23 protein-coding genes are annotated in these 25,918 nt (G+C 69.8%); 12 read left to right on the top strand and 11 right to left on the bottom strand.

Annotated features, from left to right (window positions below; all coding sequences use genetic code 11):
- The first annotated feature begins 81 nt into the window (after window positions 1-81).
- The gene (locus GGR16_RS10160) at window positions 82-1,086 is read left to right on the top strand and encodes a complex I NDUFA9 subunit family protein (protein WP_019402462.1); all 1,005 of its coding nucleotides are present in this window, start codon (window positions 82-84) and stop codon (window positions 1,084-1,086) included.
- On the opposite strand, the gene GGR16_RS10155 is transcribed toward GGR16_RS10160, so the two are convergent.
- Window positions 1,087-1,803 (bottom strand): sulfate transporter family protein, encoded by a 717-nt coding sequence (locus tag GGR16_RS10155; protein ID WP_183316527.1) that lies wholly within the window; start codon window positions 1,801-1,803, stop codon window positions 1,087-1,089. It lies immediately after the preceding gene.
- A gap of 26 nt (window positions 1,804-1,829) precedes the next feature.
- Window positions 1,830-2,942 (bottom strand): TRAP transporter substrate-binding protein, encoded by a 1,113-nt coding sequence (locus GGR16_RS10150; protein WP_245303228.1) that lies wholly within the window; start codon window positions 2,940-2,942, stop codon window positions 1,830-1,832.
- Here GGR16_RS10150 and GGR16_RS10145 point away from each other — a divergent pair.
- Entirely contained in the window at window positions 2,890-4,278 is a 1,389-nt protein-coding gene (locus tag GGR16_RS10145) for an OpgC family protein (protein ID WP_343059645.1), read from the top strand. The genes GGR16_RS10150 and GGR16_RS10145 overlap by 53 nt on opposite strands.
- Here the strand turns inward: GGR16_RS10145 and GGR16_RS10140 are convergent.
- The gene (locus GGR16_RS10140; protein WP_183316526.1) at window positions 4,269-5,078 is read right to left on the bottom strand and encodes a C40 family peptidase; all 810 of its coding nucleotides are present in this window, start codon (window positions 5,076-5,078) and stop codon (window positions 4,269-4,271) included. The two genes, GGR16_RS10145 and GGR16_RS10140, sit on opposite strands and share 10 nt — an antisense overlap.
- A 36-nt stretch (window positions 5,079-5,114) precedes the next feature.
- Window positions 5,115-6,107, bottom strand: coding sequence for a 2-hydroxyacid dehydrogenase (locus tag GGR16_RS10135; protein WP_019402457.1), 993 nt, complete (start codon window positions 6,105-6,107; stop codon window positions 5,115-5,117).
- 245 nt (window positions 6,108-6,352) lie between these two features.
- On the opposite strand from GGR16_RS10135, the gene GGR16_RS10130 reads away from it, so the two are divergent.
- Window positions 6,353-6,886: an SH3 domain-containing protein gene (locus tag GGR16_RS10130; protein ID WP_019402456.1), complete on the top strand. Its 534-nt coding sequence runs from the start codon at window positions 6,353-6,355 to the stop codon at window positions 6,884-6,886.
- Window positions 6,887-6,910: 24 nt separating this feature from the next.
- On the opposite strand, the gene otsA is transcribed toward GGR16_RS10130, so the two are convergent.
- Genes otsA through irrA form a run of 4 tightly spaced genes read right to left on the bottom strand, consistent with a single transcriptional unit; the run spans window position 6,911 to window position 11,417 of the window.
- Window positions 6,911-8,335: an alpha,alpha-trehalose-phosphate synthase (UDP-forming) gene (gene otsA, locus GGR16_RS10125; protein WP_019402455.1), complete on the bottom strand. Its 1,425-nt coding sequence runs from the start codon at window positions 8,333-8,335 to the stop codon at window positions 6,911-6,913.
- Entirely contained in the window at window positions 8,332-10,116 is a 1,785-nt protein-coding gene (locus GGR16_RS10120) for a glycoside hydrolase family 15 protein (RefSeq protein WP_019402454.1), read from the bottom strand. The genes otsA and GGR16_RS10120 overlap by 4 nt, the downstream gene beginning before the upstream one ends.
- The gene (otsB, locus tag GGR16_RS10115) at window positions 10,113-10,877 is read right to left on the bottom strand and encodes a trehalose-phosphatase (protein WP_183316525.1); all 765 of its coding nucleotides are present in this window, start codon (window positions 10,875-10,877) and stop codon (window positions 10,113-10,115) included. Before otsB ends, GGR16_RS10120 begins: the two co-directional genes overlap by 4 nt.
- A gap of 21 nt (window positions 10,878-10,898) precedes the next feature.
- Window positions 10,899-11,417 carry an iron response transcriptional regulator IrrA gene (gene irrA, locus GGR16_RS10110; RefSeq protein WP_183316524.1) on the bottom strand — a complete coding sequence of 173 codons (519 nt, stop codon included), beginning with the start codon at window positions 11,415-11,417 and terminating at the stop codon, window positions 10,899-10,901.
- Between the two features lie 226 nt (window positions 11,418-11,643).
- On the opposite strand from irrA, the gene fabA reads away from it, so the two are divergent.
- The 4 genes from fabA to GGR16_RS10090 all read left to right on the top strand — a co-directional run bounded on the left by fabA (window position 11,644) and on the right by GGR16_RS10090 (window position 15,076).
- Entirely contained in the window at window positions 11,644-12,165 is a 522-nt protein-coding gene (gene fabA / locus GGR16_RS10105; protein ID WP_019402451.1) for a 3-hydroxyacyl-[acyl-carrier-protein] dehydratase FabA, read from the top strand.
- Between the two features lie 89 nt (window positions 12,166-12,254).
- Entirely contained in the window at window positions 12,255-13,472 is a 1,218-nt protein-coding gene (gene fabB / locus GGR16_RS10100) for a beta-ketoacyl-ACP synthase I (protein ID WP_019402450.1), read from the top strand.
- A gap of 27 nt (window positions 13,473-13,499) precedes the next feature.
- Window positions 13,500-14,345: an enoyl-ACP reductase FabI gene (gene fabI / locus GGR16_RS10095; protein WP_026015179.1), complete on the top strand. Its 846-nt coding sequence runs from the start codon at window positions 13,500-13,502 to the stop codon at window positions 14,343-14,345.
- A gap of 71 nt (window positions 14,346-14,416) precedes the next feature.
- The gene (locus tag GGR16_RS10090) at window positions 14,417-15,076 is read left to right on the top strand and encodes a DsbA family protein (protein ID WP_019402448.1); all 660 of its coding nucleotides are present in this window, start codon (window positions 14,417-14,419) and stop codon (window positions 15,074-15,076) included.
- A gap of 6 nt (window positions 15,077-15,082) precedes the next feature.
- Here GGR16_RS10090 and GGR16_RS10085 read toward each other — a convergent pair whose 3' ends face one another.
- The 3 genes from GGR16_RS10085 to GGR16_RS10075 form a co-directional block, all read right to left on the bottom strand.
- Window positions 15,083-15,721 (bottom strand): outer membrane protein, encoded by a 639-nt coding sequence (locus tag GGR16_RS10085; RefSeq protein ID WP_019402447.1) that lies wholly within the window; start codon window positions 15,719-15,721, stop codon window positions 15,083-15,085.
- Window positions 15,722-15,921: 200 nt separating this feature from the next.
- Entirely contained in the window at window positions 15,922-17,268 is a 1,347-nt protein-coding gene (locus GGR16_RS10080) for a sensor histidine kinase (protein WP_019402446.1), read from the bottom strand.
- Window positions 17,265-17,936 (bottom strand): response regulator, encoded by a 672-nt coding sequence (locus tag GGR16_RS10075; RefSeq protein ID WP_019402445.1) that lies wholly within the window; start codon window positions 17,934-17,936, stop codon window positions 17,265-17,267. Before GGR16_RS10075 ends, GGR16_RS10080 begins: the two co-directional genes overlap by 4 nt.
- Window positions 17,937-18,144: 208 nt before the next feature.
- Here GGR16_RS10075 and GGR16_RS10070 point away from each other — a divergent pair, with 208 nt between their 5' ends.
- The 5 genes from GGR16_RS10070 to GGR16_RS10050 all read left to right on the top strand — a co-directional run bounded on the left by GGR16_RS10070 (window position 18,145) and on the right by GGR16_RS10050 (window position 25,918).
- The gene (locus GGR16_RS10070; RefSeq protein WP_183316523.1) at window positions 18,145-19,383 is read left to right on the top strand and encodes an MFS transporter; all 1,239 of its coding nucleotides are present in this window, start codon (window positions 18,145-18,147) and stop codon (window positions 19,381-19,383) included.
- 93 nt (window positions 19,384-19,476) lie between these two features.
- Window positions 19,477-20,877, top strand: a complete 1,401-nt coding sequence (ahcY, locus tag GGR16_RS10065; RefSeq protein WP_019402443.1) for an adenosylhomocysteinase — start codon at window positions 19,477-19,479, stop codon at window positions 20,875-20,877.
- Window positions 20,878-21,076: 199 nt separating this feature from the next.
- Entirely contained in the window at window positions 21,077-23,533 is a 2,457-nt protein-coding gene (locus tag GGR16_RS10060; protein ID WP_019402442.1) for a sensor histidine kinase, read from the top strand.
- Window positions 23,534-23,560: 27 nt separating this feature from the next.
- Window positions 23,561-25,150 carry a tRNA (adenosine(37)-N6)-threonylcarbamoyltransferase complex ATPase subunit type 1 TsaE gene (tsaE, locus tag GGR16_RS10055; RefSeq protein ID WP_156332711.1) on the top strand — a complete coding sequence of 530 codons (1,590 nt, stop codon included), beginning with the start codon at window positions 23,561-23,563 and terminating at the stop codon, window positions 25,148-25,150.
- Window positions 25,151-25,171: 21 nt separating this feature from the next.
- Window positions 25,172-25,918, top strand: a complete 747-nt coding sequence (locus GGR16_RS10050) for a nucleotidyltransferase family protein (protein WP_156332712.1) — start codon at window positions 25,172-25,174, stop codon at window positions 25,916-25,918.

Raw genomic sequence — 25,918 nt, 5'->3', positions numbered from 1 at the left:
CACTTCCCTCAAAAATGCTCTAAGGAAGCCGCGACCCTTCCGACGGCCGGCAACGCCGGGCCAGCACTCGTGGAGACAACCATGGCGGCGCAAGCGCTCGATCCCCTCTCCAAGCTCGTCACGGTCTTCGGCGGCTCGGGCTTCCTCGGCCGCCACGTGGTGCGGGCCCTCGCCCGGCGCGGCTACCGCATCCGCGTCGCCGTGCGCCGGCCCGATCTTGCCGGGCACCTGCAGCCCCTCGGCCGCGTCGGCCAGATCCACGCCGTCCAGGCCAACCTGCGCTTCAAGAACTCGGTCGAGACCGCCGTCATCGGCGCGGACGCCGTCGTCAACCTCGTCGGCATCATGCAGGAGACGGGGCGCCAGCGCTTCGACGCCGTACAGGCCTTCGGCGCCCGCGTCGTCGCCCAGGCGGCCGCCGGCGTCGGCGCGTCGCTCGTGCACGTCTCCGCGCTCGGGGCGGACGCCCGCTCGCAGTCGCTCTATGCCCGCAGCAAGGCTGCCGGCGAGGAGGCGGTGTTCTCCGCCGTGCCGGGTGCGGTCGTCTTCCGCCCCTCGGTCGTCTTCGGCCCGGAGGACGCCTTCTTCAACCGCTTCGCCGCGCTCGCCCGCATGCTGCCGGTCGTCCCGCTCGTCGGCGCCGACACGCGCTTCCAGCCGGTCTTCGCCGGCGACGTCGCCGAGGCCATCGCCCGCGCCGTCGACGGCACCGTGGCCGGCGGGCGCGTCTACGAGCTCGGCGGGCCGCAGGCGCGGAGCCTGCGCGAGATCCTGGACTACATCCTCAAGGTCACGGGCCGGCGCAGGCTGGTGCTGCCGCTGTCCTTCGGCCTCGGCCGCGCCCAGGCGGCGGTGCTGGAGACGCTCGACAAGCTCACCCTCGGCCTCATGCCCGACGAATTCGTGCTGACGCGCGACCAGGTGACGCTGCTGAGGACCGACAACGTGGTCTCCGAGGCCGCCATCGCCGAAGGCCGCACGCTCGAGGGCCTCGGCATCCAGCCGGAAGCCGTCGAGGCCATCGTGCCGACCTATCTCTGGCGCTTCCGCGAACGCGGCCAGTTCGAGCAGACGCACCTCGCCTGATCAGCCGCCCCGCACCGTGGCAGTCGCCATCGCCCGCGCCTCGCGGGCGGCCAGCTTCTTGTGCACGTGCACCATGTAGGCCACGCCGAACAGCGGCGTCATCAGGTTGATGACGGGGATGGCGACGAAACCGGCGATGACGAGGCCGGCGAGCAACACCGTGCCGCGATTGCGGTGGCGCATGGCCGCCGCCTGGGGCATCGGGTGGAAGCGCCCGGCGGCGAGCTCGAAATATTCCCGGCCCAGCAGATAGGCGTTCGCCCCGAAGAAGGCGACGAGATTGATGCCGGGGACGAAGAGCAGCACCAGCGCGATGGCATTGACCATCAGCGACAGGCCGGCAAAGCGCAGCCCGTAGAGAATGGAGCGGCCGAAGGACAGCGGCCGGCCCGGCGGATCTGCCGGATAGTGGGCCCCTTCCACCATCTCCGCCGCATCGTCGAGGAAATAGCCGGCGACGAGCGCCGAGATCGGCGGGATGAGGAAGGCGAGCGCGATGAAGATGCCGATGCCGGCGAAGACGAGCGCGAAGCTGTCGATCAGCGGATAGTCCACCAGCAGCGCATAGCGGTCCATCAGCAGGGCGACCCCGCGCGTCAGCGCCAGCCAGACGAGCACGATCAGCGCCAGCGTCAGGGCCAGCGAGCGCCACAGGATGCGGCGGAACGGCGGCGAGACGATCTGCCGCCACGCCTTCAGGATGGCATCGGGATACATGGCTCTCCCAGGAAAAGAGCGGGGGCTTACGCCCCCAGCCCGGTCTCGCGCATGGAATAGATCGCCCCGTCCATCACCTTGCCGTAGGTCATCGCCTTGGCCCGGAAGGCGGTGAAGGAGGCATAGACCTCGCCCGCGAGCGGCGAGGTCTTGGAGAGATCCGACAGGACCGCCTCGGACTCGCGCCCGAGCGCCTTGACGATATCGTCGTTGAAGGCGCGCACTTCCACCCCCTTGTCGAGGAGCGGCTGGTAGCTCTCGACGTTGTGGAAGGTGAAGTCGGCGAGCGTCTCGTAGGAGGTCGCCTGCGTCGCGCGGCGCACGATCTCCCGCAGGTCTTCGGGCAGCGCCTCGTAGGCCTTCTTGTTGACCAGCATCTCGAGCGCGGGGCCGAACTCGTGGAAGGCCGGCAGGTAGTAGTACTTCGCCACCCGGTAGAGGCCGAAGGCGAGGTCGTTCCACGGGCCGACCCACTCCGCGGCATCGATGGTGCCGGCCTGCATGGCCTGGAAGATCTCGCCCGGCGGCGTCAGCAGCGTGTTGACGCCGAGCCGGCGCAGCACCTCGGCCCCGAGGCCGGCGATGCGCATCTTGAGGCCCTTGAGGTCGTCGAGGCTGTTGATCTCCTTGCGGAACCAGCCGCCCGCCTGGGCGCCGGAGGAGCCCGTGTAGAAGGGCAGCACGCCGAAGGGCTCGTAGGCCTTCTCCCACAGGGCCTGGCCGCCGCCGAAGGCGATCCAGCCCGCGTGCTCGTTGGCCGACAGCCCGAAGGGCACGCCGGTGAAGAAATGGAAGGCAGGGCTCTTGCCCTGCCAGTAATAGGGCGTGGCATGGCCGCATTCGACGGCGCCGGAGGAGACCGCGTCGAAGACCTCGAAGGGCGGCACCAGCTCGCCTGCGGCGAAGAGCTGCACCCTGAGCCGCCCGCCGGACATGGCGGTGATCATGTCCGCGAGGCGCTGGGCGTTGACGCCGACGCCGGGCGTGTTCTTCGGCCAGGACGTCGCCATGCGCCAGGTGATCGTGTCCTGCGCCCGCGCCACATGCGGTGCGGCGAGCCCCGCGGCGCCCGCCGCCAGCGCCCCGATGACGCCCCGGCGCGCCACCATCGATCGTCCTGCCTCGTGTCCCTTGGTCATGGCGTTCCTCATCCCCATACGGCCTCTGCCGCGATCGGTCGCGGACTTTAGAGCATCATCGGAGACAGGTGAAACCGGCTTTTCATCCAGCGGCGCGCCGAGCGCGCCGCGAGGTCGCCGGTTCGTGAACGGAACAATCGAACTTTTCACCACGTTTCAAGTCTGGTGCCTCATTTCGACCACAGGCAGCGGAAAAATTCCGGCGCACAGACGAATCGGGCTGACAATGGCTAAGTCCAGATCAAATCAGAGAATAGACTCGATCGACTTCTGGCGCGGAATCGTGCTGCTGTCGATCTTTATCAACCACGTTCCCGGCAACGTGTTTGAATACCTGACCCATAAGAACATCGGACTTTCCGATGCGGCCGAAGCATTCGTCTTCCTGTCCGGTGTTTCGGTGGCGCTCGCCTATGGCCGGCGCTTCCTGAGCGGCGAACTGGGCACGCCGACCCGCGCCCTGGGGCGGCGCGCGCTCACGATCTACGGCGTCCAGGTGGCGTTGTCGCTCGTCGCCGTCGCCCTCTTCGTCACGGCCGCCATCGTGTTCGACGACGACGGGCTTCTGGCCGAGCACGGACGCGACATCGTCGTGGCGGATCCCGTGCGGGCGCTCCTCGCCATCGTCGGACTGAGCCACCAGCTCGGCTATTTCAACATCCTGCCGCTCTACATCGTGCTCCTGCTCGGGACGCCCGCGATCCTGGCACTCGCCCGCGTCAACAGCTTCCTGATGCTGCTCGTGTCGGCGCTCGTCTATGTCGGCGCCCGCACGGTCGGCCTCAACCTGCCGACCTGGCCGGTGGAGGGCGAGTGGTTCTTCAACCCCTTCGCCTGGCAGTTCCTGTTCTGCATCGGCCTGTTCATCGGCCTTCACATGCGCGACGTGATGATGACGCGCGACAACCTGCTGTTCGCCGTCTGCCTAGTCATCCTCGCCGCCTCGTTCTTCCTGGTGACGAACGGCTTCCACCTCGTGCCCGGCCTGTGGGACAGCGTGCGCGAGGGGCTCGACGTCAGCAAGACCAACCTCGGCCTCGCGCGGCTGCTGCACTTCCTCGCGCTCGCCTATGTCGTCAGCCACCTCGGCCTGTCGAAGGTCTTCGCCCGCACGCCGGTCTACGCCCCGCTCTGCCTCATCGGCCGCCACAGCCTGCCGGTCTTTGCCGCCGGCTCGCTCCTGAGCGCGCTCGGCCAGATCATCCAGCACGTGCACCCGCCGGCCTTCCTCGACGAGATCGTGCTCGTGGGCGTCGGCATCGTCCTGCACTATCTCGTGGCACGGGCCTTCGCGGAGCGCACCGCGCGCCGCCGCGCCGAGCTCCGTCAGGCCTGAGCCGCACCGGCCGGCGGGTGAAGCGCTACCGGCCGGTCCTCGCCCCACAGGAAGCGCTTGTAGTCGAAGCCGGTCTCGATGGTCGGTTTGACGATGGCGAAATAGGGCGAGATGTCGAAATCCCGCGGCGCGTAGAGCGAATGGTGGCGGATGTGGAGGATCTCCTCCCGCCCGTAGGCCGACTTGACCCGCCGGTCGTCGTCCCAGTTCTTGACCCGCGGCAGGATCGGGTAGCGTACGCTCTGGAAGGCCTGGGCGATCAGCGTCGAGCAGATGGTGCGCGTCGGTTCGCCGGAGCCGAGTTCCAGCATGCGGCGGCGAAAGCGCACCGGCACCGGCGGCGTCGGCAGGAGGTAGCGCGCAAGGTCGACGATGTTGCGCACGTCGTAGCCGTAGCCGATGCGATCGACCATGAAGCGGATGACCGCCTCGCGGTCCGCCGGCGTCAGCGCCACGGGCCGGCACAGGCGCACGTGCATGTCGCGATACTTGGTGAGCGGCGCCGTCGTCACGCCGGCCTCCGCGGTCGCCTCCACGAGCAGGTGCGGCTCCCCGTCAGGCTCGCTGAGGCCGAGCCGGTCGCCGACGCACAGCGCCGCATGCGACCAGGTGGACTGCGTCAGGTACTTGATGGCGACGGCGATGCGCGTGTTGCCCTCGACGAGGAGCACGTCACCCGGCTGGATGACGCGCGCCAGGGCGTCGAGATCCGGCGGGAAGGCCGGCGCATAGCCCTTGATGGGCCGCGTCAGGAAGCTGACGAGCCCGCGGCCGATGCCGGTGAGAATGCTCGAGACCATGGCCCTCCCCTCCCCGCGCGGCGACCGCTCGCGGCCTCAGAGCATGGACGGCAGCACCCTGTCCGGCGGGCGATGGCCGTCGAGGAAGGTCTTGATGTTGACGATGACCTTCTCGCCCATGTCGACGCGCCCCTCGATGGTGGCCGAGCCCATGTGCGGCAGCAGCACCACCCGGTTCTGCCGCGCGAGCTTGAGCAGGCGCGGGTTCACCGACGGCTCGTGCTCGAAGACGTCGAGCCCCGCCCCGGCGAGGTCCCCCGCCTCGAGCATGCGCGCCAGCGCCACCTCGTCGACGATCTCGCCGCGCGCCGTGTTGACGAGCACGGCCTCGCGCTTCATCAGCTTGAGCCGCCGGGCTGACAGGAGGTGGTAGGTCGCCGGCGTGTGCGGGCAGTGGATGGAGACGATGTCCATCCGCGCCAGCATCTGGTCGAGCGAATCCCAGTAGGTCGCCTCGAGCTCCTCCTCGACCGCGGCGCTGACCCGGCGGCGGTTGTGGTAGTGGATGGAGAGGCCGAAGGCCTTGGCGCGGCGCGCCAGCGCCTGGCCGATGCGCCCCATGCCGACGATGCCGAGGCGCTTGCCGGTGATGCGCCGGCCCAGCATCCAGGTGGGCGACCAGCCCTGCCAGTCCCCGTCCACCAGCGTGCGGGCGCCCTCGGGCAGGCGCCGGGCGACCGCGAGCAGCAGCGCCATCGTCATGTCGGCGGTGTCCTGCGTCAGCACGCCGGGCGTGTTCGTCACGGTGATGCCGCGCGACAGGGCCGTCTCGACGTCGATGTGGTCGAAGCCGTTGCCGAAATTGGCGATGAGCTTGAGGTTCTCGCCCGCCTGGGCGAGCAGGGCGGCGTCGACCCTGTCCGTGATGGTCGGCACCAGCACGTCCGCGGTGCGCACAGCCTCGACCAGCTGCTGCGCCGTCAGGGGAGTGTCGTCGACATTGAGGTGCGCATCGAACAATTCGCGCATGCGCGTCTCGATGACGTCCGGCAGGCGACGCGTGACGACGACGAGCGGCTTCTTTTTCATGAGGGAGGCCTCGCATCCGGGGCGGCGTGTTCACCCCACGTTAAGCACAATCGGCAAGACATTGGATTGAACACGGGTTGCGCTCAGCCCCCTGCCGCCGGCCCTTCACTCCAGTTCTACACGTGGCCTCTGTAGCAAAGGAAGTCTGAAAGACAACCGGTAGAGAAGTCTAAGGCCGCTCCGGCCGCTCCCCGACGCCCCTCACGATGCTCCCACCCCGCAGCGAGCCCCCGCAAAGTAGAGCGATGCCCCACCTCGCCCGCCTCGTCCTCGCCCTTCTCTTCGTCGCCATCGCCCCCTCCGGGCGGGTCGCGGCCCAGGCCGCAGACGCGCCGATGGCGCGCGGCACGGTGAGCGGCCTGCCGCTGCCGCGCTACGTCAGCCTCAAGTCGGACCGCGTCAACCTGCGCGAGGGGCCGTCGAAGGATCATCGCGTCACCTGGGTCTTCACGCGCGCCGGCCTGCCGGTGGAGATCATCGCCGAGTTCGAGACGTGGCGGCGCATCCGCGATTCGGAGGGCAGCGACGGCTGGGTGCTGCACAGCCTCCTGTCCGGCCGGCGCACGGCGCTCGTCTCCCCCTGGAGCAAGGGCCAGGTCTTCACCATGCGCGAGCGCGCCGCGGAGGAGGCGGCGGTGGTGGCCCGCCTCGAGGCGGGCGTCGTGGTCGACGTGCGCCGCTGCACCGGCACGTGGTGCGAGGTCGCCGTCTCCAACCGCCGCGGCTTCATGGAGCAGGACAAGCTCTGGGGCGTCTACCCCAACGAACGCATCGAGTGACCCGGCCGCGCCGCGGCCGCCGTGTCAGGCGTGCACGGTGCCGTTGCTGTGCGGGAAGCCGCGATACGGCCGGTCGCGGTCGACCTCCTCGAGATCGGAGAGGAAGCGGTCCGCCCAGCCGCCGATGTCCGTGTTGGCGAGCCCCTGCCACATCCGCCGCCACCGCGCCCGGCGCTCCTCGAGGGGCATCATCAGCGCCTTCACATAGGCCGCCGCCGTTCCGTCGATGTCGTAGGGATTGACGATCAGCGCGCCGTCGAGGACCGAGGCGGCGCCGGCAAAACGCGAGATGACGAGCACGCCCGGATCGTCCGGATCCTGCGAGGCGACATATTCCTTGGCGACGAGGTTCATGCCGTCGCGCAAAGGCGTGACGACGCCGACGCGGGCGAGCCGGTAGAGCCCGGCGAGCTCGTTGCGGTTGTAGGAGCGGTTGATGTAGCGGATCGGCGTCCAGCTCACCTCGCCGTACTGGCCGTTGATGCGCCCGGCCGCCTCGCCCAGCGCCCGCTGCATCGCCGCATATTCGGGAATGTCGGCCCGGCTCTTGGGCGTGATCTGCAGGAAGGTGACGTGGGTGCGCCAGTCCGGCGCCGTCTGGAGCATGCGCTCGAAGGCGTCGAGGCGCTGCGTCAGGCCCTTGGAATAGTCGAGCCGGTCGACGCCGATCATCATCGTGCGGCCGCCGAGGCTCTCGCCCACCTCCTGGATGAAGCGCGAGCGGGCCGCGCGCGCCGCCGTGCGGGCAAAGCCGAGGCGGTCGATCCCGACGGGATAGACCCCGGTGCGCAGCGCCCGCCCGCCGACGGCGAACAGGCGCTTGCCGCTGGCGAAGGCACCCGCCTCCTCGACGAGGTAGGAGCCGAAGTTGTCGGCGTCCTTGCGCGTCTGGAAACCGACGAGGTCGCAGGCCGTCAGCGCGCGGCCGATCTCGGCATGGTTCGGCAGGGCGAGGAAGATGTCGAGCGAGGGCCAGGGGATGTGCTGGAAATAGCCGATGCGGTTGTTGACGCCGCGCTCGCGCAGCGCCTCGGCGAGCGGGATGAGATGATAGTCGTGGATCCAGATGAGATCGTCGGGCGCGACATGCTCGACGAGGAGGTCCGCGAAATAGCTGTTGACGCTGCGGTAGCCGGCCAGGTCCTTGCGGGCGAACTCGGTCAGGTCGAGCCGGTAGTGCAGCAGGGGCCACAGCGCCCGGTTGGCGAAGCCGTTGTAGTATTCCTGGTGGTCGTCCTGCGACAGGTCGCAGACGGCATAGGTGACATTGCCCTGCGGAACGAGGCTCGCCGTCTGCTGGCGCTCGCCGATGCGCCCGCTCCAGCCGAACCACAGGCCGCCGCGGTGGGCGAGAACGTCGTTGAGGGCGACCGCGAGGCCGCCGGCGGTGGCCCCGCCCTTGCGCGAGGGCACCGCGACACGGTTTGAAACGACGATGAGCCTGCTCAAAACGCGTCCTCCCAGGATGCTGACAGCGAGAGGGCCGCGTGGATGAGGCCCACCATCGAATAGGTCTGCGGGAAATTGCCCCACAGCTCGCCGCTTTCGACGTGGATGCCTTCGGACAGGAGGCCGAGACCGTTGCGCCGCCCGAGCACGTCCTCGAAGAGGACGCGCGCCTCCTCGCGTCGGCCTACCTTGGCGAGGGCCTCGATGTACCAGAGCGTGCAGATGGTGAAGGCCGTCTCCGGCTCGCCGAAGTCGTCCTCCCCGGCATAGCGGAAGAGATGCGCCCCGTGCCGCAGCCGCTGTCCGATGAAATCGACCGTGGAGACGAAGCGCGGGTCCTCGGCATCGACGAGGCCGATGTCGGCGAGCAGCAGGAGGCTGGCGTCGACGTCGTCGCCGCCGAAGCGGCTCACGAAGGTGCCGAGCTCCGCATTCCACCCGCGGGCGAAGATGCCGTCGCGGATGAGATCGGCCTTCTCGCGCCAGGAGACGGCCCGGTCGGGCAGGCCGAGCCGCCCGGCGATGCGCGCCAGCCGGTCGCAGGCGGCCCAGCACATGGCCGAGGAGTGGGTGTGGACATTGGCGAGCGTGCGGTATTCCCACAGGCCCGCATCAGGCTCCGCCCACAGCCGGGCGGCGTGCTCGCCGAGGCCCTCGAGCCGCTCGAACAGCGCCACGTCGCCCTTGCGGATCAGCCGCTCGTCGAAGAAGCACTGGGAGATGGCGAGGACGACGGAGCCGTAGCCGTCGTTCTGGCGCTGACGGAAGGCGTCGTTGCCGCGCCGGACCGGACCGAAGCCGCGATAGCCCGGCAGCGCCGGCACGATCTCCTCGTGCAGCTGCGCCTCGAACTGCAGGCCGAACAGCGGCTGCAGCTCCCGCTCGCCGTTGCGCGCGACGACGTTGGAGACGTAGCTGATGTAGTCCTCCATGGTGCGGGTCGCCCCGAGCCGGTTGAGGGCCCGCACCGTGAAGAAGGAATCGCGCAGCCAGCAGTAGCGGTAGTCCCACGTGCGCCCGCTCGCGCCGTATTCCGGCACCGAGGTCGTGAGGGCCGCGACGATGCCGCCCGTCTCCTCGTAGGCGCAGAGCTTGAGCGTGATGGCGGCGCGGATGACGACGTCCTGCCACTCGAAGGGAATGGCGAGGTAGCGCACCCACTCGCGCCAGTAGTCCTCCGTGTTCTCGCAGAACTTGCCGAACAACGTGGCCGGAGCCTCCGGTAGGGTCTCGTCGGGACCGAGGATCAGCGTCAGCGGCCGTTCGAGGATGAAGGGCACCTCGTCCCGGATGAGGCCCGGCGAGCCGTCGGTCGTCAGGCGCAGCGTCTGCTCGCCGAGGTGGTAGCGGATGGTGTTGGAGCCGCGCGTCGTCTCGGCGCGCTCGCGGCCGTAATCATGGGACGGCCTGATGCGGACCCTGATCATGGGCGAGCCGACGAGGGGCTCGACCGAGCGCATGAGCATCCCCGGCCGGAACAGCCGGCCGTACATCTTGAAGCGCGGAACGAAGTCGACGATGCGCACCTTGGAGCCGTCCTCGGATTCGAGGATGGTCTCGAGGATGGCGGTGTTGGGCCAGTAGCGCCGCTCGCTGCGCTTGAAGCCCTGCAGGTCGATCTCGAAGACGCCTTCGTCGCCCTGGGCCGACGCGCCGAGCAGGCTGTGGAAGACGGGATCGCCGTCGAGCCTCGGAAAGCAGGACCACACGATCCGTCCTCGTCCGTCGATCAGCGCAGCGATGGCGCTGTTGCCGACGACGCCGAGATCGAGATCGGTCATGCCCTTCCCCCCTGCCTCCCGCCCGCGGCCGCGTCTGCGAGAAAGGCGCGCACGGCGGGCGGATCATCCAGATACAAATCTGCGCCGACCTCTTCAGGTTCCCGGCCCACCGCGACGGCGATGCCGTTGAGGGCCCGCGCCGCGGCGAAGGCGTCCTCGTCCGTCCGGTCGTCGCCGAAGAAGACGGGCCGCCGGCCGAGGAACGGCTCCTCCAGCATGAAGGCGTCGAGCGCCGAGCCCTTGTGCGCACCGACCGTGCGCAGCTCCATCACGCACTTGCCCGGCAGGGCGGCGAGCGTGCCGCCGCTCTCGTGCGCAAGTTCCTCCGCGAGCACCTTGACGGCCTCGGCCGCCTCGGGAGCGGCACGATAATGCACGGCGATCGACAGGCCCTTGTCCTCGATGAGGATGCCCGGGTTCGCGGCAAGGGCGGTCACGATGGCTTGCCGCGCCGCAGCGAGCGCCGGCGGGGCTGGAAAATGCTGGCACGCGCCGCCGGCGCTGCGCCGCTCGAGCCCGTGCAGGGCGCCGACGGCGGCGACCGCATCGCCGAAGCGCGTCTCGATCCAGGCGAGGGAGCGCCCGCTCAGCAGCGCCAGCGCCCCGTCATAGCGCAGCCGCGCGCGCACGAGGTCGCGGCACAGCTCATCCGACACGACGACGTCGTCCGGCCGGGGCGCGATGTCGACGAGCGTGCCGTCGATGTCGAAGAAGAGGGCGAAGGCGTCCGTGCGGGCGATGATCTCGTCGAATGCGTGCATCGTCGGGCGAGCGCGCGGCGCTCAGTCCTTGCGCCGCAGACGGACCACGACGTCGACGCGGGCGATCTCCATGCCCTCCGGCGGCGTCGGCAGGTCCCCCACCGTGATGGAGGGGCCGGGAATGTCCATCATCTTGTCCTCGCCCTCGACGAAGAAGTGATGGTGGTCCGAGAGGTTGGTGTCGAAATAGGTCTTGGAGCCGTCCACCGCGAGCTCGCGCAGGAGGCCGGCCTGCGTGAACTGGTGCAGCGTGTTGTAGACGGTGGCGAGGGAGACGGGCACGCGCGCCCGCGTCGCCTCCTCGTAAAGCATCTCGGCGGAGACGTGCCGGTCACCCTTGGCGAAGAGGAGCCAGCCGAGCGAGACGCGCTGGCGCGTCGGCCTCAGGCCGACCCGGCGCAGCTTCTCGCGCAATTCGTGGAAGGGGCACCCCCGACGCTCGCCCTGGACGGTCGCAGGCGCCTGCGCCGGGGCCCTGGAGCCCTCCTGCAGGCGTGCGGGAAGGTCCGTCTCCCGGCGGGAATGCACTTGCTCGCTCATGTCTGCCAATGGCCCGGAAATTGCTATCTGTTATCATTATCATATGGATTGGATCGTGCGATCGCAACCCGCCGGCGGCAACGCGAAGGGCGCCGCCACGGCTCCGCAGCCGCAAAAGCGCCGTTCCCCGCTTTCGGCCACGCGGTCACTATGTTAGGAGAGCCCGGTGCATCGGGCTCATAGCGCCCGGTTCGTGACAATCGAATGAAGGGATCGTCCGAGGATTATGGAGCGGCAGTCGAACTTCAGCTACGAGGAACTTCTCGCCTGCGGCCGCGGCGAGTTGTTCGGCGCCGGCAACGCGCAACTGCCGCTGCCCCCCATGCTCATGTTCGACCGGATCACCGCGATCGCCGAGGAGGGTGGCGCCCACGGCAAGGGCCTGGTGCGCGCCGAGCTCGACGTGCGCCCGGACCTCTGGTTCTTCGGCTGCCATTTCAAGGGCGATCCGGTCATGCCGGGCTGCCTCGGCCTCGACGCCCTATGGCAGATGGTCGGCTTCTTCCTCGGCTGGCTCGGCTCCCCCGGGCGCGGCCGCGCGCTCGGCGTCGGCGAGGTCAAGTTCGTCGATCAGGTGCTGCCGACCGTCAAGCAGGTGGTCTACGGCGTCGACCTGAAGCGCGTCTTCCGCTCCAAGCTCGTGCTCGGCATCGCCGACGGCTGGGTGGAGGCCGACGGCAAGCGCATCTACGAGGCCAAGGATCTCAGGGTCGGCCTGTTCCAGGCCGAGGCAGGCAGCGCGGCCTGATCGCACCGGCATGGTAGACAGCCCCGTTCGGGCCCCCCACATAGGGCACTGAGCCCGTTTGGTTGATCTGAGGAAAGGATACGGCTGCCATGAGGCGCGTCGTCGTCACCGGGATGGGCATCGTCTCGTCCATCGGCAACAACACGCAGGAGGTGCTCGCCTCCCTGCGCGAAGCGCGGTCGGGCATCGTCTTCGCCGAGGACTATGCCAAGCTCGGTTTCCGCTGCCAGGTCCACGGCGCGCCCGCGCTGAACCCGGAGGAGGTCGTCGACCGGCGCGCCATGCGCTTCCTCGGCACCGGGGCGGCGTGGAACCACGTCGCCATGGAGCAGGCGATCCAGGACGCCGGGCTCGAGGCCGGCGAGGTCAGCCACGAGCGCACCGGCATCATCATGGGCTCGGGCGGCCCCTCCACCCGCACCCTCGTCGAGGCCGCCGACATCGCCCGCAGCAAGGGGCCGAAGCGCATCGGCCCCTTCGCCGTGCCGAAGGCCATGTCCTCCACCGCCTCCGCGACGCTCGCCACCTGGTTCAAGATCAAGGGCGTCAACTATTCCATCTCCTCGGCCTGCGCGACGTCCAACCATTGCATCGGCAATGCCTATGAGACGATCCAATACGGCAAGCAGGACGTGATCTTCGCCGGCGGCTGCGAGGAGCTGGACTGGACGCTGTCCATGCTCTTCGACGCCATGGGCGCCATGTCGACAAAGTACAACGAGCAGCCGCGCACGGCCTCGCGCGCCTATGACAGGAACCGCGACGGCTTCGTCATCGCCGGCGGCGCGGGCGTCCTCGTCCTCGAGGAGCTGGAGCACGCCAAGGCGCGCGGCGCCAAGATCTACGGCGAGATCGTCGGCTACGGCGCCACCTCCGACGGCTACGACATGGTCGCCCCCTCCGGTGAGGGCGCCGTGCGCTGCATGCGCATGGCCCTCGAGAGCGTGAAGGTGCCGGTCGACTACATCAACCCGCACGCCACCTCGACGCCCGTGGGCGACGAGAAGGAGATCGAGGCCATCCGCGAGGTCTTCGGCGACAAGTGCCCGCCGATCTCGGCGACCAAGTCGCTGACCGGCCACTCGCTCGGCGCCACCGGCGTGCAGGAGGCGATCTACTCGCTGCTGATGCTGAACAACGGCTTCATCTGCGAGAGCGCCAACATCGAGGAGCTCGATCCGATCTTCGCCGACATGCCCATCGTGCGCGAGCGCATCGACAACGCCAAGCTCGGCTGCGTGCTGTCCAATTCCTTCGGCTTCGGCGGCACCAACGCAACCATCGTCATGAAGCAGCTCGACGCGTAAGCGGCGGGCATATCCGGGAGTGCCTCCTTGACAGGGCTCATGCACGGAAAGCGCGGCCTCATCATGGGCGTCGCGAACGATCACTCGATTGCCTGGGGCATTGCCAAGACACTTCGCCAGCACGGCGCCGAGCTCGCCTTCACCTACCAGGGCGAAGCGCTGAAGAAGCGCGTGGCGCCGCTCGCCGAATCGCTCGATTCGACGCTGGTGATGCCCTGCGACGTGGAGGACATCGCCACCGTCGACGCCGTCTGCGACGAATTGAAGGACGCCTGGGGCAGCCTCGATTTCGTGGTCCACGCCATCGGCTTCTCGGACAAGAACGAGCTCAAGGGCCGCTACGCCGACACGAGCCGCGCCAATTTCTCGCGCACCATGGTCATCTCCTGCTTCTCCTTCACGGAGATCGCCAAGCGCGCCGCGGCGCTGATGCCGAACGGCGGCTCCCTGCTGACGCTGACCTATGGCGGCTCGACGCGGGTGATGCCGAACTACAACGTCATGGGCGTCGCCAAGGCCGCGCTCGAGGCGAGCGTGCGCTATCTCGCCGCCGATTTCGGCGCCGAGGGCATCCGCGTCAACGCCATCTCGGCGGGGCCCGTGCGCACGCTGGCCGGCGCCGGCGTCGCCGACGCGCGCCTCATGTTCAACTACCAGAAGGCCCATGCGCCCCTGCGCCGCACGGTGACGATCGAGGAGGTCGGCGGCTCCGCCCTCTACCTCCTGTCCGACCTGTCGAGCGGGGTGACCGGCGAGATCCACTACGTCGATTCCGGCTATAATATCATCTCGATGCCGCGGCCGGACGTGCTCAAGGCCCAGGAGAAGGCCGAGGCCGTGAGCGAGCGGCTCGCCGACCCGGCGACGGCCTGAACGGACGAGTTCACCGGCTCGTGAGACCGCGGCGATTGACGCGGCCCGCGGGCCGGTGCACCCAGAGGCCCATGTTCCAGCCTTCACGCCGCACGATCATCCAGGGCCTCGCCGGCGCGCTCGTCGCCGGCGGTTCCGCGCAGGCGCTCGCCGCCGCCATCACGGCGCCGCACAACCGCGTGCCCAGCGAGCTCGTCAACGAGATCGCGCTCCTGCCCATCCGCATCGCGGTGGGCAGCGCCCAGCCCGACATCACGATCGTCGAGTTCTTCGACTACAACTGCCCCTGGTGCAGGCAGTCGTGCCGGGACGCGGCCGCCCTTCTCAAGAGCGAGCAGGACCTCGCCTATGTTCTCGTCAACTATCCGATCCTGAGCGAGCAATCGGTCGAAGCGGCACGCATCGCCCTCGCCTTTGCCGAGATGCGGCCGGCGGCGGATTATTTCGAGCTGCACCAGCGCATCTTCGCCCTCAAGGGCCGCATCGATGCGCAGCGCACCTTCGACATCGCCGCCACCTTCCCGCTCGACAAGCACGAGCTCCTGAAGCGGGCCGATTCGGAGGCGGTGACGAACGCCATGGGCCAGGCCGTGACGCTCGGCTCCGACCTCGGCTTCAACGCCACCCCCTCCTACACGGTGATGACGGAGGCCTTCCACGGCTTCGTGCCCCTCGCCGACAAGCGCGCCGTCATCGCCAACCTGCGCGCCTGCGACGCCGTCACCTGCTGAGCGGCGTCAGAACCGGTAGCTGACGCCCGCCCGCACGAGGTGGTTGGTCAGGTCGCCCTTCACCCTGACACCGTCGCCGAGCACGATCTTCTGGCCGCCGTAGCGCACGAAGTCGTATTCCGCCCGCAGGGCCAGGCGATCGGTCATCGCATATTCGACGCCGCCGCCGAGGAGATAGCCGCCGCGCCAGCCATCGCGCGTATGGCCGTCCTTGACGTCGATGTTGGTACGGGCATAGCCGGCGGTGGTGAAGACGAGGAGCCGGCCGACGGCGACACCCGCGCGGAGCTTGGCCGCGAGCATCCAGCTCTGGTCGATGCGCGCCCCGCCGAGCGCCGGCCCCGAGCCGCTCTTGCCGCCGAGATAGGCCGCCTCGAGCTCGCCGCCGAGCGCGAACAGGCCGAGCTGCGTGAGATAGCCGGCGTGCACGCCGCCGGTAAAGCCGCCTTCGGACTTGGCGCCGCGGCCGAAGCTCGCCCGCCGGTAGCCGCCGTTGACGCCGATGTAGCCGCCGCGCCAGGTGAAGGCGGGCGGCGCGGCGTAAGTCGGCGCCGTGTCGTAGATGCGCGGGGCGGGGTCCGCGGCAAGGGCCCCGGCAGTGCCGGCGAGGACGAGGACCGGGACGGCGAGTAGACGCAGATGCATGAAACGTTGCTCCAGTGGGAGGAATGCGGCGGCCATGGCCTGCCGGTGCGCCGCCCGTCCAGGACGCGCCGCGACCGGCCATTGCGTTGCGGGCGGCGGCGGGGATGGGGGCCCCGCATGCCGCGCCGGCCGCGGCGCGCGTCAGACCGTCGGGACGGCGCTGACGGGCGCTTCTCTCGCCCGCGGGCATTGCCGCTCCATTACGGAATGGGCGCTTCCTTCGGAAAAAGCAGCGCGACGCGTGCGCCGCCCTCTTCGGCCTCGCCGATGGTGACGGAGCCGCCGTGCAGGGCCATGACCTGCGCGACGATGGCGAGGCCGAGCCCGGCGCCCGCGCCCGCCCCGGCCCTCGCGAAGGGCTTCATCACCTCCGCCCTGAGGGTCTCGGGCACGCCCGCTCCGCGGTCCGTGACGGCGATCTCACCGGGGGCCACGCCGACCGTGACGAGCCCGCCGCCGTGGCGGACGGCATTCTCGACGAGGTTCGTCAGCGCCAGCCTCAGCGCCATCTCGCTGCCGGTGACGACGACCGGCCGCGGCGCCTCGAGCGCCAGCTCCGTGCCCGCGGCGAGCGCCGCCGGCGCCTGCTCGGCCACCACCATGCGCGCCAGCGCCACGAGATCGACGCGCGCCTGCGCCAGAGGCTGGCCCGACAGGCGCGCCAGGTGCAGCAAAGTCGCCACGATGCCCGACAGGCGCTGCACGTCCGCGATGAGCTCGGCCCGCAGGCCGACGTCCCGCACGCGCTCGAGGCGCATGCGCATCCTGGTCAGCGGCGTGCGCAGCTCGTGAGCGGCATTCGACAGGAAGTTGCGCTGCGCCTGCGCGGCGGCGTCGATCCGCTCGAGCGCGCGGTTGAAGGCGCCGGCGAGCGGCCTGAGCTCCGCCGGGGCCTGCGCCGCCGGCAGGCGCCGGCCGGCCGGCAGCCCGTCGATGGCTTCGGCCGCGCCGGCCATGGCGCGGACCGGCCGGGCGATCAGCCGCGGGATGGCCCAGACGGCGGCGATCATGACGAGGAGGACGAAGACGCCATAGGAGACGATCAGCGGCGTATTGTGGCCGAAGCCGAACAGCAGCTCCTCGGCCAGCGAGAAGGTGACGCCGCCGAGCTCGATCATCACCGGGCCGGCGCGTGTCTCCTCGGTCGAGGCATAGCCGAGCAGGCGCTTCTCGCCGACGACATACTCGAATTCCGCGTGTTCGATCCGCCCGGCCCAGCCCTGCAGCCAGGCCCCGGCCGGCGGCTGCGTCGGCCCGCCCGAGACGGTCTCGTCGCCCGCGCGCACCACGTACCAGAAGAACGGCCGGTCCGCCTCCAGCGCGGCGAGCGCCTTGCTCGCCTTCAGGACGAGGCGGCCGTCCGCGTCCCGGTCGACGGCCTCGCGCAGGATGCGCGCGGCATATTTCGAGCCTTCGGGCGACTTGTCGGGATCGCCGATGGTGACGAGCACCGAGATGAGCAGGACGGTGACGCCCACGAGGAGGACGGCCGTGAGGCATGCCACGGCCACGCTCGCGCGGAAGGTGATGGAGCGGGGCAGCCTCACGGCGCGCTCAGCATGTAGCCGACGCCGCGCACGGACCGGATGACGACGTCGCAATCGGCCTCGCGCAGCCGCCGGCGCAGCCGCGAGACGTGCGAATCGAGCGCGTTCGACTGGATGTCGTCGTCGAAGCAATAGACGGCCCCCTCCAGCGCCTCGCGCATGACGACGCGGCCGGCCCGGCGGGCCAGCAGCTCGAGCAGCGCGAGCTCGCGCCGCGGCAGGACGACGGGCACGTCGTCCCGGTGCACCGAACGCTGCACGCTGTCGAAGCGCAGGTTGCCGACGCGGATGACGGTGTCGCGCGCCGCCGACAGGCGCCGCAGGACGGCCCGCATGCGCGCGATCAGCTCCGCCGGCTCGAAGGGCTTGCCGACATAATCGTCGGCGCCGCCGTCGAGGGCGCTCGCGATCTCCTCGGGATCGTCGAGGGCGGTGAGGAGGATGGTGCCCGGCTGCGGGCGGAGCGCCCGCAGCTCCGCGATGAGGCTCATGCCCTCGCCGTCCGGCAGCTGCCGGTCGATGACGACGAGATCGAAGGCGGCGACGGCGAGCGCCGCCCGCGCCTCATCGAGCGAGGTCACGAGGTCGCACGGCCCGAGCGCCTGCATCACGGCGGTGCGCAGCCACCCCCCGAGGTCGGGATCGTCTTCGATGACGAGGACACGCATGATCAGCCCCCAAAGATCCGCCCCAAGATCCGCCCGGCCCGCCTTGGCCGGACAACATTACGCCAGCATGACCGGCCACCCGCCGCGCGCGCCGGGAAGCCCAGCAATGCACGGGCGGACTGGCCATTCGCGGCCGTTCGTCCTATTGGCTGAATGCACAAAAAAACGGCTTTCCGATACGGTGCGCCGCAACGGAAGCGGAGGAAACATGACGCAGCAGGCGAGTGCCCTGCCGCAGCGCGACGTCCGCATCATCGGCCTCGTCGGCGCGGCCCATTTTGCGAGCCACTTCTTCCAGCTGGTGCTGCCGCCGCTGTTCCCCTTCATTCGTGACGGGCTCGGGGTCAGCTACACGCAGCTCGGCGTCGCGATGGCGGTGTTCTATGCCGTCTCCGGCATCGGCCAGGTGGCCGCCGGCTTCCTCGTCGACCGCTACGGCCCGCAGCGCATCCTGCCCGTGGGCATCGCGCTCTTCGGCCTTGCGACGATCCTCGCCGGCCTCGCACCTGCCTATTGGATGCTGATCGTCGTCGCGATCGTCGCCGGCCTCGGCAACTGCGTCTTCCATCCGGCCGACTTCTCGGTGATGACGGCGCGCGTGACACCCTCGCGCCTTGCCCGCGCCTACAGCATCCACACGGTCTCGGGCACGCTCGGCTGGGCGGCGGCGCCGGTGACGCTGCTTCTCCTCAACGACCTCCTCGACTGGCGCATGGCGCTCATCGTCACCGGCGCGGCCGGCATCGTCTTCGCGCTCTATGTCGCCACGCAGCACCTGTTCCTGCGCGTCGCACCCCATGAGCCTCATGCCGCCGACTCGGCAAGGCCGCCACAGGGCTCCCCCAGTACGGCGCAACTGCTCTTCGCCGCGCCGGTCGTGCTGTGCTTCGTCTATTTCACTTTGCTGTCGATCGCGCAGACCGGCATGCAGAGCTTCCTGCCGAGCCTGATGCCGCACGTACAGGCGATCACCTTCGCCCTCGCCACCACCGCGACGACGGTCTATCTCGTCGCCAGCGCCACCGGCTCGCTCATCGGCGGCTTCCTCGCCGACCGGACGAGCAACCACGAGCGCATCGTCGGCGGCGGCCTCGTCGGCGCCGGCGTGCTCACGCTCGCGCTCGGCTATATCCCGCTGGCGCTCGCCACCGCCTTCGCGACGGTGGCCGTGGCGGGCTTCCTCACCGGCATCACCATTCCCTCGCGCGACATGCTGGTGCGCTCGGCGACGCCGGCCGGCTCGACCGGCAAGATCTTCGGCTTCGTCTATTCCGGCCTCGACCTCGGGGCGATGCTGGCCCCGGTCGCGATCGGCCTTTTCCTCGACGGAGGGCAGGCGCATCTTGCCTTCGCCTTCATGGCGGCGGCGCTGATCGGCACCATCACCGCGGCCTTCCTCGTCAAGTGGGGCACGCGCCGGGCCGCCGTGCGGGCGACGAACATATAAAGACTTCTTTATGTCTTTATTGCCTGCGGGCGGCGCGGCTGCTATAGGTCGCGCCGAACCTAACGCCGTATCGCAATCACGGATCGTCGCGCCATGACCCAGGACTACATCGTCAAGGACATTTCGCTGGCCGAGTGGGGCCGCAAGGAGATCGCCATCGCCGAAAGCGAGATGCCCGGCCTCATGGCCGTGCGCGAGGAGTTCGGCCCGAGCCAGCCGCTCAAGGGCGCCCGCATCGCCGGCTCCCTGCACATGACCATCCAGACCGCCGTGCTGATCGAGACGCTGAAGGCGCTCGGCGCCGACATCCGCTGGGTGTCGTGCAACATCTATTCGACGCAGGACCATGCCGCCGCGGCGATCGCCGCCGCCGGCATCCCCGTCTTCGCCGTCAAGGGCGAGACGCTGAAGGACTACTGGGACTACACCGCCAGGCTGTTTGACTGGCACGGCGGCGGCGTGCCCAACATGATCCTCGACGACGGCGGCGACGCCACCATGTTCGTCCATGCCGGCGTGCGCGCCGAGGCGGGCGACACCGCCTTCCTCGACAAGCCCGGCTCCGAGGAGGAGGAGATCTTCTTCGCCCTCATCAAGCGCATGCTCGCCGAGAAGCCGAAGGGTTGGTTCGGCGAGGTCGCCCGCTCCATCAAGGGCGTGTCCGAGGAGACGACGACGGGCGTGCACCGCCTCTACATGCTGGCCAAGGAGGGCAAGCTCCTCTTCCCGGCCATCAACGTCAACGACTCCGTGACGAAGTCGAAGTTCGACAACCTCTATGGCTGCCGCGAGTCGCTCGTCGACGGCATCCGCCGCGGCACGGACGTGATGATGGCCGGCAAGGTCGCCATGGTCGCCGGCTTCGGCGACGTGGGCAAGGGCTCGGCCGCCTCGCTGCGCAACGCCGGCTGCCGCGTCATGGTGTCGGAGGTCGACCCCATCTGCGCCCTGCAGGCGGCGATGGAGGGCTACGAGGTGACGACGATGGAGGACGCCGCCCCGCGCGCCGACATCTTCGTGACGGCCACCGGCAACAAGGACGTCATCACCGTCGACCACATGCGCGCCATGAAGGACCGCGCCATCGTCTGCAACATCGGCCACTTCGACAACGAGATCCAGGTCGCCGGCCTCAAGAACTTCAAGTGGCACAACGTCAAGCCGCAGGTCGACGAGATCGAGTTCCCCGACGGCAAGCGCATCATCCTCCTGTCGGAGGGCCGCCTCGTGAACCTCGGCAACGCCACGGGCCACCCCTCCTTCGTGATGAGCGCCTCCTTCACCAACCAGACGCTGGCGCAGATCGAACTCTTCACCAAGCAGGGCGAGTACGAGAAGACGGTCTACACGCTGCCCAAGCACCTCGACGAGAAGGTCGCGATGCTGCACCTCGCCAAGATCGGCGTGAAGCTGTCGAAGCTCTCGCAGGAGCAGGCGGCCTATATCGGCGTGACGCCGCAGGGCCCGTTCAAGCCCGAGCACTACCGCTACTGAGGCGGCGTTCTCCACACGCATCCACATCGATCGCCCGGTGGCCTCCACCGGGCGATTTGCCTTTTGTTAACCACTTCCTGCAGAAGTCGTTGAAACGCTACAGTGGCTCGATTCGCGGCCTGGGCGAGCGCGTGCGCGCGGCGGCGGAAGCGAGGATCGGACGATGCAGGGAGCAACGAGGGCTGGCGAACGGCGGGGGATGCGTTCCTCCCGTGCGATCCCCGCGCTCTCGTCCACGGCCCTCGCCGTCAGCCTCGCCGGCCTTCCCGCACCCGCCGCGGCTCAGGGACTCGCGCCGCTCATCAGCCGGGCCGCACCGCAGGATTTCGCCGGCCTTGCCCTCGTGCTCGGCCTCATCGCCTTCGCCACCACCACCGCCCTCGTGCACCTCAGGGAGCGCCGCCGCTGGGCGCGGCAGGAGGCGCTGCTCGCCGGCGAGAACGAGGAGCTGCGTGCCCGCGCCGACCGCGTCGCCCTGCTCGTCGCCACCGAGCCGCAGCTGCTCGTGAGCTGGCACGGGCGCGATGCCGAGCCGCAGATCGAGGGCGACGTCGGCATCTTCGGCGAAGGCGTCTCGGGCCGGCGGGTGCTGGCCTTCGGCTCCTGGCTGCCCGCGGCGGGGGCGCAGGCGCTGGAACGGGCGCTGGAACGCCTGAAGGAGCGCGGCGAGCGCTTCCAGATGAATCTGAGGGCCACCAGCGGCGCCTATTACGAGGCCGAGGGCCGCGCCATCGGCGGCCGTGCCGTGCTGCGCCTGCGCGAGGTCACCGGCGACCGGCTCGACCTGCTGCGCCACCGCGACGCCCTCGCCGAGGCGCAGGCGGAGAGCCGCGCGCTCGCCGGCGTGCTCGACGGCCTGCCCGAGCCCGCCTGGCGCCGGGACGCCGAGGGCCGGCTCACCTGGGCCAACCGCGCCTATGCCAAGGCCGTCGAGGCGGGCGATGCCGCCGAGGCGGTGAGCCGCGGGCTCGAGCTGCTCGATGCGCCGACGCGCAAGGCCATGGACCGCCAGCGCACGGCGGGCGCGACCTATCGCGACCGCGTCACCGCGGTCGTCGCCGGGGCGCGAAAGGTGCTGGACGTGACCGAGACGCCGAGCGGCGACGGCACCGCCGGCGTCGCCATCGACGTGTCCGAGCTCGAAGCCGTCCGCTCCGACCTCGAGCGGCAGATGGCGGCGCATGTGCGCACGCTCGACCAGCTGCCGACCGCCGTCGCCATCTTCGACGCCGGCCAGCGCCTCGCTTTCTGCAACGCCGCCTACCGCGAGCTGTGGCAGCTCGACGCCGCGTTCCTCGAAGCCGGCCCGACGGACGGCGAGGTGCTCGACGAATTGCGCGCCCGCCGCCGGCTCCCCGAACAGGCCGACTACCGCGCCTGGAAGGCCGACGTCCTCGCCGCGCACCGCTCGGTCGAGCCGCAGGAGCACTGGTGGTACCTGCCGGACGGTCGCACCCTGCGCGTCCTCGCCAATCCCAATCCCAAGGGCGGCGTCACCTATCTGTTCGACGACGTCAGCGAGCGCTTCAACCTCGAATCGCGCTTCAACGCCCTGCTCAGCGCCCAGGGCGAGACCCTGAACTCCCTGCGCGAGGGCGTCGCGGTCTTCGGCTCGAACGGCCATCTCAAGCTCTGCAACCCGGCCTTCGGCCACCTGTGGCAGCTCTCGGAGGACGTGCTGGCCGAACTGCCGCACATCGACGAGGTGATCCGCCTGTGCGGCCTCATGGCCCCGCAGCAGGAGGCCTGGGACGTCATCCGCGGCGCCGTCGCCGGTGTGCACGACACGCGCACCGGCTTCGCCGCGCGCATGGACCGGCACGACGGCACCGTCATCGATTGCGTCACCGCGCCGCTGCCGGACGGCTCGACCCTCCTCACCTTCACCGACGTGACGGCGAGCGTGGAGGTGGAGCGGGCGCTGAAGGAGAAGAACCAGGCGCTCGAACAGGCCTCGCGCCTGCGCGAGGACTTCGTCCACCACGTCTCCTACGAGCTGCGCTCGCCGCTGACCAACATCATCGGCTTCGTGCAGCTGCTCGATGCCGAGACGGTCGGCCCGCTGAACGACAAGCAGCGCGAATACGCCTCGCACATCACCAAGTCCTCGGCGGCGCTGCTCGCCATCATCAACGACATCCTCGACCTCGCCACCATCGACAACGGCGCCATCGCGCTCGCCTGCGAGGAAATCGACATCCGCGAGACGATCGACGCCGCGCTCGCCGGCCTGCAGGATCGGCTGGCGGAGCACGACATCAGGGTCGTCATCGACGTTCCGGCCGACATCGGCCGCTTCGTCGCCGACGCCAAGCGCGTGCGCCAGGTGCTGTTCAACCTGATGTCGAACGCCATCGGCTTCTCCGATCCCGGCCAGACCGTCACCGTCACGGCGCGTCGCGAGGGCGAGGAGGTCGTGTTCACGGTCAGCGACGCCGGGCGGGGCATCGCGCCGGAGGTCCGGGCCCGCGTCTTCGACCGCTTCGAGAGCCACACCCTCGGCTCCGGTCACCGCGGCGTCGGGCTCGGCCTGTCCATCGTGCGCTCCTTCGTCGAGCTGCACGGCGGCACGGTGGCGCTCGATTCGGCACCCGGCCGCGGCACCACGGTGACCTGCCGCTTTCCCCGCGTGCCGAGCCGCGCTGCAGCGGAGTAACGAGTTGGCTTTCGAGTGGACGAGGCGATGGTGAGTTCTCCCTTCCCGGCCGGGCAGGCTGCGGCTTACGGCACGCGCGGCGGCGGCGAGGCGGCGACGGCCACCTGGCAGCTCGACCTGCCGAACGAGGCGGCGACGCTGCGCCTTGCCGAGGTCTTGTGCGAGGAGCTGAAGGCGGGCGATCTCGTCACGTTGTCGGGGGATCTCGGCGCCGGCAAGACCACTTTCGCCCGCAGCCTCATCCGCACCCTCGCGGGCGATGCCGGCCTCGAGGTGCCGAGCCCGACCTTCACCCTGATGCAGCTCTACGACACCGCGCGCCCGCCGGTGGTGCATGCCGATTTCTACCGGCTCGGCGGCGCGGACGAGCTCATCGACCTAGGCTGGGAGGAGGCCTGCGAAGGCGCGCTCGTCCTCGTCGAATGGCCGCAGAAGGCCGAGGAGGCCCTGTCGCCGGACCGGCTGGACATCGCCTTCCACCTCCTGCCGCACGAGCATCCCGGGCGCCGCCGGGTCGTCATGACCGGACACGGCCGATTCGCGCCGCGGCTCTTCCGCCTGCGCGCCATCCGCACCTTGCTCGACGCCGCCGGCTGGGGCGACGCCGAGCGCCAGCACATCCAGGGCGATGCCTCCTATCGCGAATACGAGCGCCTCACCCGGCCCGACGGCGCAACCGCCGTGCTGATGATCTCGCCGCCCCGGCCGCCGGGCCCCGTGCTGCGCGGTACCAAGCCCTATCCGATCGCGGCGAAGCTCGCGCTCACGGTCCATCCTTTCGTCGCCGTCGACAAGGGCCTCAGGGCGCTCGGCTTCAGCGCGCCGGACATCTATGCCGCCGACCTCGACACCGGCCTCCTGCTGCTCGAAGACCTCGGCAGCGAGCCGGTCATCGCGGACGGCGCCCCCATCCCCGAGCGCTACCGCGAGGCGGCGCTGCTGCTCGCCAAACTCCACGGCACGACCCTGCCGGATGTCCTGCCCGTGGCCGACGGCATCGACCACGTCATCCCGCCCTATGATCTCGAGGCGCTGCTGACCGAGGTCGAGCTCATCATCGACTGGTATGCCCCGCACATCGGCGGCAAGGCCCTGTCCGCCGTCGCCCGGGCCCAGTTCAACACCCTGTGGACGCGCCTGCTGGCGGATGTCGTGACCGGCCCGGCGACCTGGACGCTGCGCGACTTCCACTCGCCGAACCTCATCTGGCTGCCGGAGCGCCGGGGGCTCGCCCGGCTCGGCGTCCTCGACTTCCAGGACGCCGTCCTCGGCCATCCGGCCTACGACCTCGCGGCCTTGCTGCAAGATGCGCGTGTTACCGTGCCGGCCGAGCTCGAATTGTCCCTGCTCGGCGCCTACGCCCGGGCCCGCCAGGGGCAGGACCCCGACTTCGACGTCGGAAGCTTCGCCGCCGCCTATGCCGTCCTCGCCGCCCAGCGTGGCACCAAGCTGTTCGGCACCTTCGCGCGCCTTGCCAAGCGCGACGGCAAGAGCATCTATCTCAACCACCTGCCGCGGCTCAGGACCTATCTGGTGCGCAACCTCGCCCATCCGGTGTTGTCCGAGCTGCGGCTCTGGTATGAGACGCACCTGCCGGCGCTCGTCGCCGACACCTGAGCTTTCGCGATGCCGAACACGATGAGCCGCCCCGCCGCCATGCCTCGCCGCACCATGCCCCGCCGCGCCATGATTCTCGCCGCCGGCCTCGGCAAGCGCATGCGCCCGATCACCGCCACGACGCCGAAGCCACTCGTGCGCGTGGCGGGGCGCTCCCTGCTCGACCGGGCGCTCGACAGGCTCGCGGCCGCCGGCGTCGAGGATGTCGTCGTCAACGTCCATTATCTCGCCGACCTCGTCGAGCAGCACGCCCGCCGGCGCAAGGGCGGGCCGAAGGTGCACATCTCCGACGAACGGCAGAAGCTCCTCGACACCGGCGGCGGCATCCGCAAGGCGCTGCCGCTCCTCGGCGAGGAGCCGTTCTTCCTCGTCAACAGCGACACCTTGTGGCTCGAGGGCCCGCTGCCGAACCTCGACCTCCTCGCCGACGAATGGGACGCAGAGCGGATGGACATCCTGCTGCTGATGGCCCCGACCGCGACGAGCCTCGGCTATGACGGGCGTGGCGACTTCTCCATGGATGCCTCCGGGCGCCTGACGCGCCGGCCGGAACGCGAGGTCGTGCCGTTTGCCTATGCGGGCGTCGCCATCGTCAAGCCCCAGCTCTTCGCCGACGCGCCGGAGGGCCCCTTCTCGCTCAACCGCATCTTCGACGAGGTGGCGGAGCGGGGCCGGCTCCACGGCGCGCGCATCGAGGGCCAGTGGCTGCATGTCGGCACGCCCGAAGCCCTGCGCGCGGCCGAGGCCCGCTTCGCCACGACGGACTGA

It is taken from the genome of Chelatococcus caeni, assembly GCF_014196925.1.
In the GTDB taxonomy this organism is placed as follows: Bacteria; Pseudomonadota; Alphaproteobacteria; order Rhizobiales; family Beijerinckiaceae; genus Chelatococcus_A; species Chelatococcus_A caeni.
This window is presented reverse-complemented; position numbering and strand designations above follow the sequence as displayed.